Annotated in this window: 13 protein-coding genes; 2 read left to right on the forward strand and 11 right to left on the reverse strand. The window is 69.7% G+C overall.

Annotated elements, in window-relative coordinates:
• Window positions 1-324 precede the first annotated feature (324 nt).
• The 7 genes from ACFWX1_RS41495 to ACFWX1_RS41525 all read right to left on the reverse strand — a co-directional run bounded on the left by ACFWX1_RS41495 (window position 325) and on the right by ACFWX1_RS41525 (window position 6,021).
• Window positions 325-855, reverse strand: coding sequence for a GNAT family N-acetyltransferase (locus ACFWX1_RS41495; RefSeq protein WP_378395380.1), 531 nt, complete (start codon window positions 853-855; stop codon window positions 325-327).
• Between the two features lie 10 nt (window positions 856-865).
• Window positions 866-1,504: a response regulator gene (locus tag ACFWX1_RS41500; RefSeq protein WP_378395381.1), complete on the reverse strand. Its 639-nt coding sequence runs from the start codon at window positions 1,502-1,504 to the stop codon at window positions 866-868.
• On the reverse strand, window positions 1,501-2,772 hold the full coding sequence (locus tag ACFWX1_RS41505) for a sensor histidine kinase (RefSeq protein ID WP_378395382.1): 1,272 nt from the start codon (window positions 2,770-2,772) through the stop codon (window positions 1,501-1,503). The genes ACFWX1_RS41500 and ACFWX1_RS41505 overlap by 4 nt, the downstream gene beginning before the upstream one ends.
• Before the next feature lie 71 nt (window positions 2,773-2,843).
• On the reverse strand, window positions 2,844-3,215 hold the full coding sequence (locus ACFWX1_RS41510) for a DUF1707 domain-containing protein (RefSeq protein ID WP_378395397.1): 372 nt from the start codon (window positions 3,213-3,215) through the stop codon (window positions 2,844-2,846).
• A 33-nt stretch (window positions 3,216-3,248) separates the two neighbouring features.
• On the reverse strand, window positions 3,249-3,752 hold the full coding sequence (locus ACFWX1_RS41515) for a DUF1707 domain-containing protein (RefSeq protein WP_378395383.1): 504 nt from the start codon (window positions 3,750-3,752) through the stop codon (window positions 3,249-3,251).
• Window positions 3,753-3,809: 57 nt separating this feature from the next.
• Window positions 3,810-5,591, reverse strand: a complete 1,782-nt coding sequence (locus tag ACFWX1_RS41520; RefSeq protein WP_378395384.1) for an acetyl/propionyl/methylcrotonyl-CoA carboxylase subunit alpha — start codon at window positions 5,589-5,591, stop codon at window positions 3,810-3,812.
• Window positions 5,592-5,718: 127 nt separating this feature from the next.
• Complete coding sequence (locus ACFWX1_RS41525; protein WP_378329437.1) at window positions 5,719-6,021, reverse strand: SAV_915 family protein; 303 nt, start codon at window positions 6,019-6,021, stop codon at window positions 5,719-5,721.
• Between the two features lie 29 nt (window positions 6,022-6,050).
• On the opposite strand from ACFWX1_RS41525, the gene ACFWX1_RS41530 reads away from it, so the two are divergent.
• A complete protein-coding gene (locus ACFWX1_RS41530) occupies window positions 6,051-6,782 on the forward strand; it encodes a hypothetical protein (RefSeq protein WP_378395385.1) in 732 nt (243 codons plus the stop codon).
• A 95-nt stretch (window positions 6,783-6,877) separates the two neighbouring features.
• On the opposite strand, the gene ACFWX1_RS41535 is transcribed toward ACFWX1_RS41530, so the two are convergent.
• Window positions 6,878-8,233, reverse strand: coding sequence for a dicarboxylate/amino acid:cation symporter (locus ACFWX1_RS41535; protein WP_378395386.1), 1,356 nt, complete (start codon window positions 8,231-8,233; stop codon window positions 6,878-6,880).
• Window positions 8,234-8,332: 99 nt separating this feature from the next.
• Window positions 8,333-8,962 carry a Maf family protein gene (locus ACFWX1_RS41540; RefSeq protein WP_378395387.1) on the reverse strand — a complete coding sequence of 210 codons (630 nt, stop codon included), beginning with the start codon at window positions 8,960-8,962 and terminating at the stop codon, window positions 8,333-8,335.
• A gap of 183 nt (window positions 8,963-9,145) precedes the next feature.
• Between ACFWX1_RS41540 and ACFWX1_RS41545 the strand changes: the two genes are divergently transcribed.
• Entirely contained in the window at window positions 9,146-10,948 is a 1,803-nt protein-coding gene (locus ACFWX1_RS41545; RefSeq protein WP_378395398.1) for a glycoside hydrolase family 3 protein, read from the forward strand.
• 65 nt (window positions 10,949-11,013) lie between these two features.
• Here the strand turns inward: ACFWX1_RS41545 and ACFWX1_RS41550 are convergent, their stop codons facing one another.
• Window positions 11,014-12,627 carry a DHA2 family efflux MFS transporter permease subunit gene (locus ACFWX1_RS41550; protein WP_378395388.1) on the reverse strand — a complete coding sequence of 538 codons (1,614 nt, stop codon included), beginning with the start codon at window positions 12,625-12,627 and terminating at the stop codon, window positions 11,014-11,016.
• On the reverse strand, window positions 12,608-13,228 hold the full coding sequence (locus tag ACFWX1_RS41555; RefSeq protein WP_378395389.1) for a PadR family transcriptional regulator: 621 nt from the start codon (window positions 13,226-13,228) through the stop codon (window positions 12,608-12,610). Before ACFWX1_RS41555 ends, ACFWX1_RS41550 begins: the two co-directional genes overlap by 20 nt.
• Window positions 13,229-13,422 lie beyond the last annotated feature (194 nt).

Raw genomic sequence — 13,422 nt, forward strand, 5'->3', positions numbered from 1 at the left:
GGGGGGGGGGGGGGTTGGTGGTCCACACCCCGGGCGCGCGGGGGGGGGGGCCTCGGTGGCGGCCCCCTCACACCCCCTCGGCCCCCCCCCCGCCCCGACGAAGGAATGAACGGAAGATTCAGGACACCCTGAGGCCCCCTACCCGAAACGCTACGCGCAGGGTCCGACAAAACGGCGTTGCAGGGGCGCGAAGCGACGTGAAGGACTCCATACCGGCGCTCAGCGCTGTGAAGGAGTCCTTCACGGACTTGGCGCGCGGGCAGGGGTGCCCCAAGCGATAGCAAAGGTCCCTTGCTCCCCCCGCGGGGCCGGGGCCGGCGGAGGTCAGGCGGTGCGGAGCCAGCGGATGAGGGGTTCCCCGGTCGGCGCGGGTTCGGGTTCCGGGCCGATGCGGGTGAAGCCGCAGCGGCGGGCCACCGCGGCGGAATCGGCGTTGCTCTCCTCGTACCGATAGCTCACTTCGCGGAGTCCGAGAACACCGAAACCGAAGCGCAGCGCGGCATCCAGTGCCGTACTCGCGATTCCCCGGCGGCGTTCGGCAGGGTGCACCCACACCGCAGCCTCCGCGTACCCGGCGGCGAGGTCGAGTTCTCGCAAGCCGACCTCGCCGAGCAGCCGTCCGGTCGCCGGCTCGGCGACCGCCCACGAGCAGCGTTCGTCGCCAGCCCATTGGGCGAGCCGCAGTGCGATGTACTCGGTGGCCTCGTCCAGGGTGCGGACGCGGTAGTTCAGCACGTACCGGCGATGTGCCGGGTCGGCGAACGCCTCGATCAGTGCGGGCCGGTCGTCGAGTCGCCGGTCGGCCCGTAGCTGGCGCAGGGAATACGCTCCCGCGTCGATCTCCACCGGTTCCACCCGGCCGAGCCTAGTCAGCCCCGTCGCCGGGCAGGAGGAGACCGCGACGATAGGCCTCGCCGACGGCGGCCGCGCGGTCGTTCACGCCGAGTTTGGCGTACACGTGCAGCAAATGCGTCTTCACGCTCGCTTCGCTGATGAACAGCTTGCCCGCCGCGGCCCGGTTTGTGGCGCCGGCCGCGACGAGCCGCAGCACCTCGAGTTCCCGGCGCGTCAGCGAACCGCGCGCGGGCTCGCGCACCCGGCCCATCAGCCGCACCGCGACGCTCGGCGCGAGCACGGACTCCCCGCGCGCGGCCGCCCGCACCGCGCGCAGCAGATCGCCGACGGGCGCGTCCTTGAGCAGATAGCCCGTCGCGCCCGCTTCGATCGCGGGCAGGACGTCGGTCTCGGAAGCGAACGTCGTCAGCACCAGCACTCGCACGGCCGGGAACTCCGCCGTGAGCCGCCGGATCGCGCTCACCCCGTCCAGCTCGGGCATCCGCAGATCCATCAGCACCACGTCGGGACGGTGTTTCGCGACGAAGGCGAGCGCTTCGGCGCCGGTGGCGGCCTCGCCGATCACCTCGATGTCGTCCTCGCCGGTGAACGCGCCGCGCAGCCCGTCGCGCACGATCGGATGGTCGTCGGTCAGCAGCAGCCGGATCACCAGCCCGCCCCGTCCTCGCCGCCGAAGGCGGGGATCGCCGGGACCTGGGCGTTGATCGCGGTTCCCTCGCCCGGCGCGCTTTCCACCGCCAGCGATCCTGCGACCCGGTGAACCCGCTGCCGCATCGACTGGAGCCCGAACCCGCTGCCGTCGGAGCGTGGTGCGTCGACGTCGCGGACCCGGAATCCGACGCCGTCGTCCCGGACATCGAGCATCACCACATCGTCCGAATAGGACAGTGAAAGGCCGATTCTCGTTGCCTGTGCGTGCTTTCCGGCGTTCGTCAGCGCTTCCTGCGCGACGCGGTACAACGTGATCTCCAGTTCGGGCAGCAGGGCCCGAGCGTCCCCGGTCGTTTCCGTGCGGACGTCGGCGTCGGAGGTTTCGGCGAAACGCCGCGCCAGTTCGGCGACGGCGTCGGGGAGCCGCGAGTCGGCGAGCGGCTCCGGCCGCAATGCCTGCACGGCGCGGCGGGCTTCGCTGAGACTGTCCCTCGCGAGCGCGTTCACCTGCGCCAGGTGCCGCCGGTGCCGGGGCGGGTCCTCGACGGCTCGTTCGGCGGCCTGGAGCTGGGTGACGATGCCGGTGAGGCCCTGCGCGAGCGTGTCGTGGATTTCCCTGGCCATCCGCTGCCGCTCGTCCAGCACACCCGCCTCGCGAGCCTGCGTCAGCAGCTGGGCGTGCAGTCCGGCGTTCTCCTCCAACGCCTTCTCCAGTTGCGCGTTCGTCTCGGCGAGCGCGGTGTTCGCGCGGCGCCGACGGTCGCTCTCCACGCCGATGAACCACGCCGCGTAGAGCATCGGCCCCGCCACCGACGCGACGATCACCCACGACGGCGTTTTCGCGTCCGCGCCCAAGCCACCCTTGACCAGCAACGGAATCGCCGCGGTGGCCGCCACCGCGAACACGCTCCAGCGGGCGGGAAACAGCGCGAACGCCAGCGAATACCCCATCGACGCGAAGGCGGTGAACAGGTCGGCCCTGCTGACCAGGTACGCGGCGCCGAGCAGGATTCCGGCGTAGTAGCAGGCGGTGAGCACGGGATGCCGATGGCGACGCGGGAACAGCGGGATCAAGCCCAGCAGCCACACCGCGGTGGCGCCGGCGACGGCCAGCGTGCCGGTCCAGTACGCGCTGTCACCATGCTCGGAGAACGCGGCCCAGATCATGCTGCCACCGAGCACGAGCAGGCTGACCACGCTGAGGATCGGACCGCCGAGACGCTCTCCGCGCGCGTCGATCTCCCTCGGCAGGCCCACCATCCACATGAGCGGATTCTCTCAGCCCGCACCCGCTCGCGGGATCAGCCGATGAGCGAGGACATCCACCGATCGGTGGATCAGCGGCGCCACCGGCTGCCCAGGGCCAGCGCGACCCCGATCGGCAGCAGGAACACCAGGAACGTGCCCCGCGTGAGGAAGAACAGCGCGATCGCCACGACAGCGGCGATCGGCACCGCGCTCGCGGCGAGCCAGCGTCCCGGCGATGCGGTGTCCGGCACGCGTGGCGCGGCGGGGACAGGCGCGGCGAGCAGTACGCCCGGCCGCGGTGACGGGAGATCCTCGAACAACGGCACCAGTTCGCTGACGCGCTTGGCGGCGGTCACCTTCGCCGAGCGGTCACCGTATTCGTCGAGATCGAGCCTGCCCGTGCGGACGTGTTCCTCCAGCACGTCGAGCGCGTCCTGCCGTTCGGCGTCGGAAAGCCGCATGTCCGGTCTGTTGCCCACGACGGCTCCTCGTGCTCAGCCGTCGACTTCGCCGCGGTAGCGGCGGCGGTCCCGCAGCTCGCGGCGGTGCCGGTCGTGCCCGTGCCAGTTCTGGCCCCAGAGGCTCTTACCGACCGCGGTCAGCCCGATCGGCACGAGAATGATCAGCCAGGAGATCCCGGTCGTCACCATCAGCACGATCGCCGCGATCCAGACCAGCGGCATCACCCCGGCCAGCACCCGCTGCGCCGGTGACCACGAGGTCGCGCGCGGCGCGGCGGGCGGCTCCGCGGTGGCCTGGGGGACCGGCGGCGCGGACACCGTCTGCCAGGTCTGGTCGAACCGGGGATGTGGCTCGGGGAGATCGGCGAAGACCCGCACCAGATCACCGCGGGTCTTCGCCGCGGTGATCTGGGCGGATCGTTCACCGAATTCGTCGATGTCGATCCGCCCCGCACTCATGTGCTCGCCGAGCGCGGTCAGCGCCGTTTCGCGGTCACGGTCGCTGATCCGGAGCTCTGGAGACGGAACCTCGTTCACACCACAGATGGTAGGCCGAGTCGGGAGCGACCAGCCATGACATCCGTGCCTATTCGGCTATTTGATCTCGAAGAGCTGCGTGCCCTGCGTCACGGCGGCGCCGACCTCGACGGCGAGACCTGTCACGACACCCGATTTGTGTGCGGTGACCGGGTTTTCCATCTTCATCGCCTCCAGGACGACGACGAGTTCCCCGGCCTCGACCTGCTGGCCCTCTTCGACCGCCACCTTGACGATGGTGCCCTGCATCGGCGCTGTCACCGCGTCGCCGCTGACGGACGCCTTCGACCCACCGGCCCGCTTGCGCGGCTTCGCCTTGACGGCTGTGCCGCCACCACCGGCCCCTTCGAGCGCGAACCCGCCCGGCAGCGACACCTCGAGACGTCGTCCGCCGACCTCGACGACGACGTTCTGGCGCGGCTGCTCCTCGGCTTCGGCCGCTTCCGGCGCGACGAAGGGCTCGATCTTGTTGTCGAACTCGGTCTCGATCCAGCGCGTGTGCACCGAGAAGCCGTTCTCGTCCCCGATGAACGCGGGGTCGTCCACGATCACGCGGTCGAACGGCAGCACCGTCGCCATGCCTTCGACGACCATCTCCGCGAGCGCGCGGCGGCTGCGCTCCAGCGCGTTCTGCCGGTCCGAGCCGGTGACGATCAGCTTCGCCAGCATCGAGTCGAACTGCCCGCCGATCACGCTGCCGTCCTCGACACCGGAGTCGACCCGCACGCCGGGGCCGGACGGCGCGACGAACTTCGTCACGGTGCCCGGGGCGGGCAGGAAGCCGCGGCCCGCGTCCTCGCCGTTGATGCGGAATTCGATCGAGTGCCCGCGCGGTTCCGGGTCCTCGGTGAAGCGCAGCTTCTCGCCGCGGGCGATACGGAACATCTCGCGGACGAGGTCGATGCCCGTGGTCTCCTCCGACACCGGGTGCTCGACCTGCAGCCGGGTGTTGACCTCCAGGAAGGAAATCGTGCCGTCGGTGGCGACGAGGTATTCGACGGTGCCGGCGCCGTAGTACCCGGCCTCTTTGCAGATGGCCTTCGCCGATTCATGGATCCGCTTGCGCTGGTCGTCGGTCAGGAACGGCGCCGGGGCCTCCTCGACGAGCTTCTGGTGCCGCCGCTGCAGCGAGCAGTCCCGCGTGCCGACGACGATCGCGTTGCCGTGCTGATCCGCCAGGACCTGCGCCTCGACGTGCCGCGGCTTGTCGAGGTAGCGCTCCACGAAGCATTCGCCACGGCCGAACGCGGCGATCGCCTCGCGGGTCGCGGATTCGAAGAGTTCCGGGATCTCTTCGCGCGTCCGCGCCACCTTCAGCCCGCGGCCACCACCGCCGAACGCGGCCTTGATCGCCACCGGCAGCCCGTGCTCGTCGGCGAACGCGACGATCTCGTCGGCGCCGCTGACCGGCTCCTTCGTGCCCGGCACCAGCGGGGCACCGGCACGCATCGCGATGTGCCGCGCGGTGACCTTGTCGCCGAGGTCGCGGATCGCCTGCGGGCTCGGCCCGATCCAGGTCAGCCCGGCGTCGAGGACGGCCTGGGCGAAGTCGGCGTTCTCGGAGAGGAAGCCGTAGCCGGGGTGAACCGCGTCGGCGCCGGAACGCTTGGCGACGTCGAGCAGCTTGTCGAACACGAGGTAGCTCTCGGCGGCGGTCGTGCCGCCCAGCGCGAAAGCCTCGTCGGCCAGTCTGACGTGCGGCGCGTCGCGGTCGGGGTCGGCGTAGACCGCCACGCTGGCCAGTCCGGCGTCCTTCGCCGCCCTGATCACGCGCACCGCGATCTCGCCCCGATTGGCGACCAGGATCTTGGTCACCGTCGCGCTGACCTGCTCGGCCACCACGCACCTCCTCCTGTCCCGACAGCTACTCTGCTGACCGCATGACACGGCACCTGGGGAGTCTACGGATCGGACGTCGTGGATTGCTTGTGTTCTTCATCGCGCCGAATCGGCCGTAACCTCGCCGTCAGGCGTGCTCCGTGTGGCGGAGGTGCTGGGGGAGCGGCGAGTCCAGGACGATCACGTCGTACGGGCGAGCCTGGTGGATCGAGGGCAGGTAATCGGTGGCCACCCGTGCCCACGGCTGGTGCTCGCCGCAACAGGAGACCAGCTGGTCGAGCGAGGTGAAGGCGACCAGCGCGGTCCGGCCGTCCGGGGTCTTGCGCAGTTCGATCGACGCGCCCGAGTGATCTTCCGACGTCTCACTGGTGGGCAGGTACAGGGCTGGAGGCAAATCGGGGTTCGTCACGGGCACAACATAGACGGACACCGAGAGCGAGGTCGCTTACGCTCTGGGATATGCGGAGTACAGGACTGCGGCCGCCGCGATCGGCGCTGCTCACCGCGCTGCTCGCGGCGGTGGTGACCGCGGCGGCGCTGGCAGGCGTCGTGGTGCTGCGGCCGCATCCGGACACGGACGGTGGCGACGGCGCGGCCGCGGCCCCGTCGGCGGGCCCGCCCCCGACGACGTCGACCTGCGGTGCGGGCCCGTGCCACCAGCTCGCGGCGATGACCGTCGGCAGCACCCCGGTGGTGCTGCTCGACGCCGCGCAGGGTGGCGCCGGGCGCGTGCGGATCGGCCCGGAGCCCGGCATCACGATCGAGCTGACGATCGCCGAGATGGGGGTGCGGCTCGGCAAGGATTCGCTGCGCTGCATCGAAGGGTCGACGTCGGCCTGTCTGGTCCGCGGCGAGGCGAACGACGCGGCGGGCGGGTCCTACGGCGAGCTGATCGTCAATCGCGGCGGCACGTGGGAGGACTCGGGGAAGCCGTACTTCGCCGACGCCGGGACGCTGTCGCTCTACGACGTCAGCGCGGACGGGGCCCCCGACGTGATCGTGGTGCGGCACGAATGCCCCGGCTCGACCCCGGGGACGCCCACGTGCCAGGCCTCGCCCGTGCTGGCCGAGGTGTACGACCTCGCGGGCACGTCGATGGGCTGCACGTGGAAGGTGACGTCGCCGTCGGAACTGCGGGGCTGGCCCGACATCCGGCTCACCCGCGCCGACCTGCACGCCTGTCCGTCCTAGGCCGGGCCCCGAAGGCGAGCAAGGGACCTTTACGCACGTTTGGTTAGCAGGGCTAAACGAGCGTGAGTAAAGGTCCCTTGCTCCCTTTGCCCAGGTCAGGCGGGGGACGGCGAGGCGGTGGTGCGGGCCGCGGCGCCGTCGTCGCTGTGCTGCGGCGGGGTGGTGGGCGCGTTGAGGATGCCGTCGTCGAGCAGGCCCTCGCCGCGGGCGACGACGACCGGGACCACGATCTGGCCCGCCACGTTCGTCGCGGTGCGCATCATGTCCATGATCGGGTTGACCGAGTAGATCAGCGCCAGGCCGAGCGCGACCTGCTTGGCGTCCAGCCCGATGAACGACGTCGTGAGCGTGAACGCGGTCAGCCAGCCGGTCGTCCCGGCGGTGGCCAGCGCGCCGACCACGGCGACCACGACGATCCCGGCGTACTGCCAGAAGTTCAGCGACACCCCGGAGAGGTTCGCGACGAAGATCGCCGCGATCGCCGGGAACACGGCCGCGCAGCCGTCCATCTTCGTCGCGCTGCCCAGCGGAGTCGCGAAGGCGGCGTACGCCGGCTGGACGCCGAGGTTCACCGCGGACTGGCGGGTCAGCGGCAGCGTCGCGGACGAGGATTGCGAGGCGAACGCGAACTGGATCGCCGTGCCCGCCTTCGCGAAGAACTTCAGCGGGCTCACCTTGGCGACGAATCGGAGCAGGATCGGGTACACCACGAACAGCACCAGCAGGCAGCCGACGTACACCGCGAGCGTGGTGGAGAACAGCGGCCGGAACAGCGCGTCGCCGTACTTCGCCACCGCCGCGCCGATCAGGCCGATGATGCCGATCGGGGCGAGCCGGACGATCCAGCCGAGGTAGCGCTGGATGACCTCGAAGACACTGGTGGTGAAGTCGACGAACGGCTTCGCCTTGTCGCCCAGGCTGTACGCGGCGGCGCCGATCACCAGTGCCAGGAAGAGCACCTGCAGCGTCTCACCTTCCGAGAACGCCTTCACGAAGTTCTGGGGCAGCAGACCGTTGATGAAGGCGTCCCAGGAACCCCAGTGGTCGACGCTCTTCGCGGCCTTGTCGGCGTTCTTCGCGGTCGCCGCGGCCCCGCCGAGACCGCCGCTGCCGGGGTTGAAGATCCGGCCGATCGCGATGCCGATGAGCGAAGCGATGAACGACGTGATCGCGAACCACAGGACCGTCTTGCCGCCGAGCCGGGCCGCTGTGCGCCCGCCGCCGAGCCCGCGCAGGCTGTTGATCCCGACCACGATGGCCGTGAAGACCAGCGGGATCACCGCGATCTGCAGAAGCGTGGTGAAGATCGTGCCGATCTGGTCGAGCAGGCTCGTCAGCCACTTGGCGTTGGTGCTCCTCGCCACGATGCCGAGCAGCGCGCCGACGACGAGGGAGCCGAGAACCGCGGCCGCGAAGACCTTCGGCTTGGTGTAGGTCCGTACGAAAGACACGAGGACGCTCCGGAAGTTCGGTGATTCCTGTCTGCCGGTTATGCAGAACGGTAGGCAGGGAGGAACTCTTCCGAATCACCCGATCGTGTGGTGACCTTCTCAGGATGTGGGAGGCTGCCAGAGATCCGCGACACTCACGCCGACGTCGGCGAGCAGCTGGCGGGTCAGCGGCAGGCTGATGCCGATCACGCTCGACGGGTCGCCTTCGATGCCCTCGACGAACCAGCCGCCGAGACCGTCCAGGGTGAAGCCGCCCGCCACCGCGAGAGGCTCACCGCTCGCGAGGTAGGCCTCGAGCTCGTCGGCGCTCGGAGTGCCGAAGTGGACCTTGGTGACTTCAGTGCCGGACGCCTCCTTCGTCACTTCGCCGCCCTCGACGCGGACGACGGCATGGCCGGTGAGGAGTTCGCCGGATTTGCCCGCCATCGCCTGCCATCGCCGCCGCGCGACCTCGGCGGTCCCCGGCTTGCCGACCATCTCGCCGCCGATCGAGAGCATCGAGTCGCAGCCGACGATCACCGCGTCGGTGTGCTCGCTCGCGATCGCGCCGACCACGGCCTCGGCCTTCGCCTGGGCCAGCGCGACGACCAGTTCGGCGGGGGCCGGGTCGATCAGTGCGGCGGCCACCGCGTCCTCGTCGACGCCGGACACCACGACGCTCGGATCGAGGCCGGCGGAACGCAGGACGGCGAGGCGGGCGGGGGACTGGGAAGCGAGAACGAAACGCACAAGCGGACGGTACCGGGGCGCCCGGCGTTGCCGAATTGTGACCGGCGACACGTGTCCTCCCGGCTAGTTTGTTGTGGCTCACAACATATGTCCGAATGATCATCTCGGAGGGAACCCATGACGTCCCGCCTCCGCGCCGGAAGATCGCGCGCCGGAAGATCACTGCGCGCGACGCAGACCGCCGTGCTCGCCGGGCTTGTCCTGTCCGCGACAGCGCTGACGCCGGTGGCGTCCGCCGAGCAGGCTCCGCTCTACAAGAACCCGCACGCTCCCGTGCCCGTCCGGGTCGCCGACCTGATGAAGCGGATGAGCCTCGACGACAAGATCGGCCAGATGACCGAGGGCGAGCGGCTGGCCGCGACCCCGCAGCAGGCCGCCGACGCGCGGCTCGGGTCGATCCTCTCCGGCGGCGGTTCGGTGCCGGCGCCGAACTCGCCGCAGGGCTGGGCCGACATGATCGACGGCTATCAACGCGCCGCGCTCGCCACACCACTGGGGATTCCGACCATCTACGGCGCCGACACCGTGCACGGCCACAACAACGTCTACGGCGCCACGATCTTTCCGCACAACATCGGCCTCGGCGCCGCGAACGACCCGCGCCTGATGGAACGCATCGGCGCGGTCACCGCGAACGAATCGGCGGCGACCGGCGTCAAATGGGGATTCGCGCCGTGCCTGTGCGTGGCCAGGGACGACCGCTGGGGCCGGACCTACGAGTCCTACGGCGAAGTGCCGCGCAACGCGGTCACCAACAGCGCGATCATCGACGGCCTCCAGGGCCGGAGGCTCAGTGACAAGGCGTCTGTTCTCGCCACCGCCAAGCACTTCATCGGCGACGGCGGCACCACCGGCGGCGTCGACCAGGGCAACACGCAGATCAGCGAGCGGGAACTGCGCGCGATCCACCTGCCGCCGTTCCGCGCGGCCGTGGATCGCGGTGTCGGCTCGGTGATGGTCAGCTACAACAGCTGGAACGGCGTCAAGGACCACGGCAACAAGTACCTGATCACCGATCTGCTCAAGGGAGAGCTGCGCTTCTCCGGCTTCGTCGTCTCGGACTGGAACGGCATCGACCAGATCGACGGCAAGGAGGGCTTCACCCCGGCCGAGGTCGCGCAGGCGATCAACGCGGGCATCGACATGGTGATGGTGCCGTATGACTACCTCAAGTTCATCAGCACGCTGAAGGGCGAGGTCGCCGCCGGGCACGTCCCGCTGTCGCGGATCGACGACGCGAACCGGCGCATCCTCACCAAGAAGTTCGAGCTGGGGCTGTTCGAGCACCCGTACACGGATCGCTCGCTGCAAAAGGACTTCGGGAGCAAGGCCCACCGTGACCTCGCGCGCCGGGCGGTGCGCGAATCGCAGGTGCTGCTGAAGAACGACGGTGTGCTGCCGCTGAAGAAGAACGACAACAAGATCTTCGTCGCCGGCAAGAACGCGAACGACATCGGCAACCAGTCCGGCGGCTGGACGTTGACCTGGCAGGGCCAGAGCGGTCCCGCGATCCCCGGCACCACGATCCTCGACGGACTCCGCGCGGGCGCCGGGAAGAACACCACGGTCACCTTCGACAAGGCGGGCAACGGGATCGACAAGAGTTACAAGGTCGCTGTCGCCGTCGTGGGGGAAACGCCTTACGCGGAAGGAAAGGGTGACCGGCCGAACGGTCTCGGACTGGACGCCGAGGACCTCGGCACGATCGCGAAGCTCAAGGCGTCCGGCGTCCCGCTGGTCGTGGTCACGGTCTCCGGCCGGGTGCTCGACCTCGGCGCGCAGCTGCCGCAGTTCGACGGGCTGGTCGCCGCGTGGCTGCCGGGCAGTGAAGGCGCGGGCGTCGCCGATGTGCTCTACGGCGACTACAACCCGACCGGCAAGCTGAGCTTCAGCTGGCCGAAGAACTCCGCGCAGGAACCGATCAACGTCGGCGACGGCAAGCAGGCGCTGTTCCCGTACGGATACGGCCTTTCCTATCGACGCTGAGGCACCCGCTCCCGCGGTGAACGGCCTCCTTCGCAGCTTCTGCCGGCTGCGAAGGAGGCCGCGCGTCATGCCCGGGACGCGGCCGGTTCCGCGGCGGGACTCGCCTGGCGCGGGGCGACCCGCCGCAGCATCGCCGCGGCGCCGATGCCGAGCACCAGCACCGCGATCGGCAGCAGCAGCGTCGTCTTCGCGGCGTCCGTGAGTCCATTGTGGACGGCGGTGAGCGCGAGCTGCTGTGCCTGCGCGGCGATGTCCGCCGGAAGACCGGGCATCGGGTTCGGGCCGTTCGAAGCGCTGAACTCACCCGCCGAGGCGGCGCCGCGGGCGACTCCCTCGGCGAACGGCGCCCGGTACTGCTCGGGCAGGGACGTCGCCGCTTTGGTCGCCTCGCTGGAGATCGACGCGGTGATCCTGGCCTGCAGCAGCACGCCGATCGCCGCGCTGCCGAGGACCCCGCCGACCTGACGTGAGGTGTTGTAGATCCCGGACGCCGTCCCGGCGAGCCGGGGTTCCACCGAGGACATGGTGAGGTTGCTCATCGGCGCGAAGATGCAGCCGATGCCCAGCCCGCAGACCAGCAGTGCCGGGGTCAGCGCCCACGGGTTCGTCTCCGGCGTCGCCTGCCACGCCACGATGCCGAGCCCGGCGGCGAGCGCGGCCAGCCCGCCCATCACGAGGTACCGGCCGTTGACGCGGTCGGAAGCCCGGCCGACGAACGGGCCGACGATCCCGGACAGCAGCGACATCGGCGCGGTGAGCAGGCCGGCCGTGGTCGGGCTCATCCCGCGCACCGTCTGGACGAAGATCACCAGCGGCAGGAACATCCCGGTCATGGTGAACCCGACGGTGACCGCGGTGAGCGTGCCCGCGGAGAAGTTGCGGTTCACGAACACCCGCAGCGGCACCAGCGGTTCGCGCTTGTTGAACCACTGCCACACCACGAACGCGACGAGCAGCAGCACGCCCGCGCCGATGATCTCGAACACCGTGACCGAGCCGAAGACCGTCCCCCAGTCGTAGTGCTGTCCATTTTGGACACCGAAGACGACGAGGAACAGCCCGGCCGCGGACAGCAGGATGCCGAGCAGGTCGAAGGAGTGCGAGTGCTTCGGCTGCCAGTCCGGCACCAGGATCAGGGTGAGCGCCAGCGCGACGACGCCGATCGGCACGTTGACGTAGAAGATCCATTCCCAGCCGAGGTTGTCGACGAGCACGCCGCCCAGCAGCGGGCCCGCGATCGTGGCGAGCCCCGCGACGGCCGACCACAGCCCCATCGCCGGACCGCGTTTCGCGGGCGGGAACAGGTGCGTGATGAAGGCCAGCGTCTGCGGCGTCAGCAGTGCCGCGCCGAGGCCCTGCACCGCGCGGGCGACGATCAGCATCTCGACGCTGCCCGCCAGGCCGCACCACAGCGAAGCGGCGGTGAACACGATCAGCCCGGCGAGGTAGACGCGTTTCGGGCCGAACCGGTCGCCGAGGCGGCTGGTGAACAGCATCGGGACCGCGTAGGTGAGCAGGTAGACGCTGATCACCCAGACGATCGCGTTCAGTCCGGCGTTCAGCTCCCGCAGCATGGCCGGGATCGCCAGGGACACGATCGTCGTGTCCAGCAGGATCATGAAGAAACCCAGGCACAGCGCGGAAAGCGCGGCCCACGGGTTAGCTTGTCTTGCGTTCATCGTTCTCTTTCCCAGTAACGAGTTCCAGCTCGTGGTCCTCTTTGAAGGGGATCCGCCCCGACCGAAGACCGTCGATGAGCCGCTCGGTCCATTCGAGTTCGAAGGCCCGGCGGTCGGTCGTGTAGCGCCAGTCGAGCCAGAAGATCTCCGGTGTGCCCTCGTCCGCCAGGCGGTCGAGCACGACGCGGTCGGCGGCCACCAGGCTGCGCAGCTTGGTGGCCCGGATCTCCAGCTCCGCCAACGTCGTCTCGCGGCCGAGGTCGTCGATGACGGCGAGCCCGGAGAGGTATTCGGGGTACTCCTCGGCGACGTTGCCGAGGAGATGCCGTGCCCGCTCGACGAAGGCGTCCCGGCCCGCGTCGGTCATGCCGTAGACCGTCCGCTCCGGGCGCCTGCCGTCGCGCTGGGTGTCGACGACCTCGATGAAACCGTTGCCCAGCAGGCGTTCCACCGTGTGGTAGAGCGACCCGGCCTTCAGCTTGACCCGCGTGTCGACATGGCGTTCCCGCATCAGCTGGGCCATTTCGTACGGGTGCATCGGCTTCTCGTGCAGCAGCTCGAGCACGGCGATCCCCAGCGTCGTCAGCTTGGCTGCCGCCATGGGCGATGACCCTCCTGAGTGTCCCAGTCCGTTTATTCCACGTGGACTATACGACGCTGACTATGCCCCGGTCCAGTGTGATCCCGGTCCCGTGGGCTGAAGGGGACGTTCCTCTCGTAGGACGCGCTGAAGGGGACTTTCCTCTCCACACAATCGAGGAAAAGCCCCCGAACCAACAGTTGAAGCGGGGGAGC

It is taken from the genome of Amycolatopsis sp. NPDC059021, from assembly GCF_042739895.1.
Classification (GTDB): domain Bacteria; phylum Actinomycetota; class Actinomycetes; order Mycobacteriales; family Pseudonocardiaceae; genus Amycolatopsis.

Excerpts from the sequence above, each read along its gene's own strand:
- ACFWX1_RS41505 (WP_378395382.1), bottom strand. The coding sequence starts at position 2,772 with ATGTGGATGGTGGGCCTGCCGAGGGAGATCGACGCGCGCGGAGAGCGT.
- ACFWX1_RS41510 (WP_378395397.1), bottom strand. The coding sequence starts at position 3,215 with ATGCGGCTTTCCGACGCCGAACGGCAGGACGCGCTCGACGTGCTGGAG.
- ACFWX1_RS41530 (WP_378395385.1), top strand. The coding sequence starts at position 6,051 with ATGCGGAGTACAGGACTGCGGCCGCCGCGATCGGCGCTGCTCACCGCG.
- ACFWX1_RS41550 (WP_378395388.1), bottom strand. The coding sequence starts at position 12,627 with ATGAACGCAAGACAAGCTAACCCGTGGGCCGCGCTTTCCGCGCTGTGC.
- ACFWX1_RS41555 (WP_378395389.1), bottom strand. The coding sequence starts at position 13,228 with ATGGCGGCAGCCAAGCTGACGACGCTGGGGATCGCCGTGCTCGAGCTG.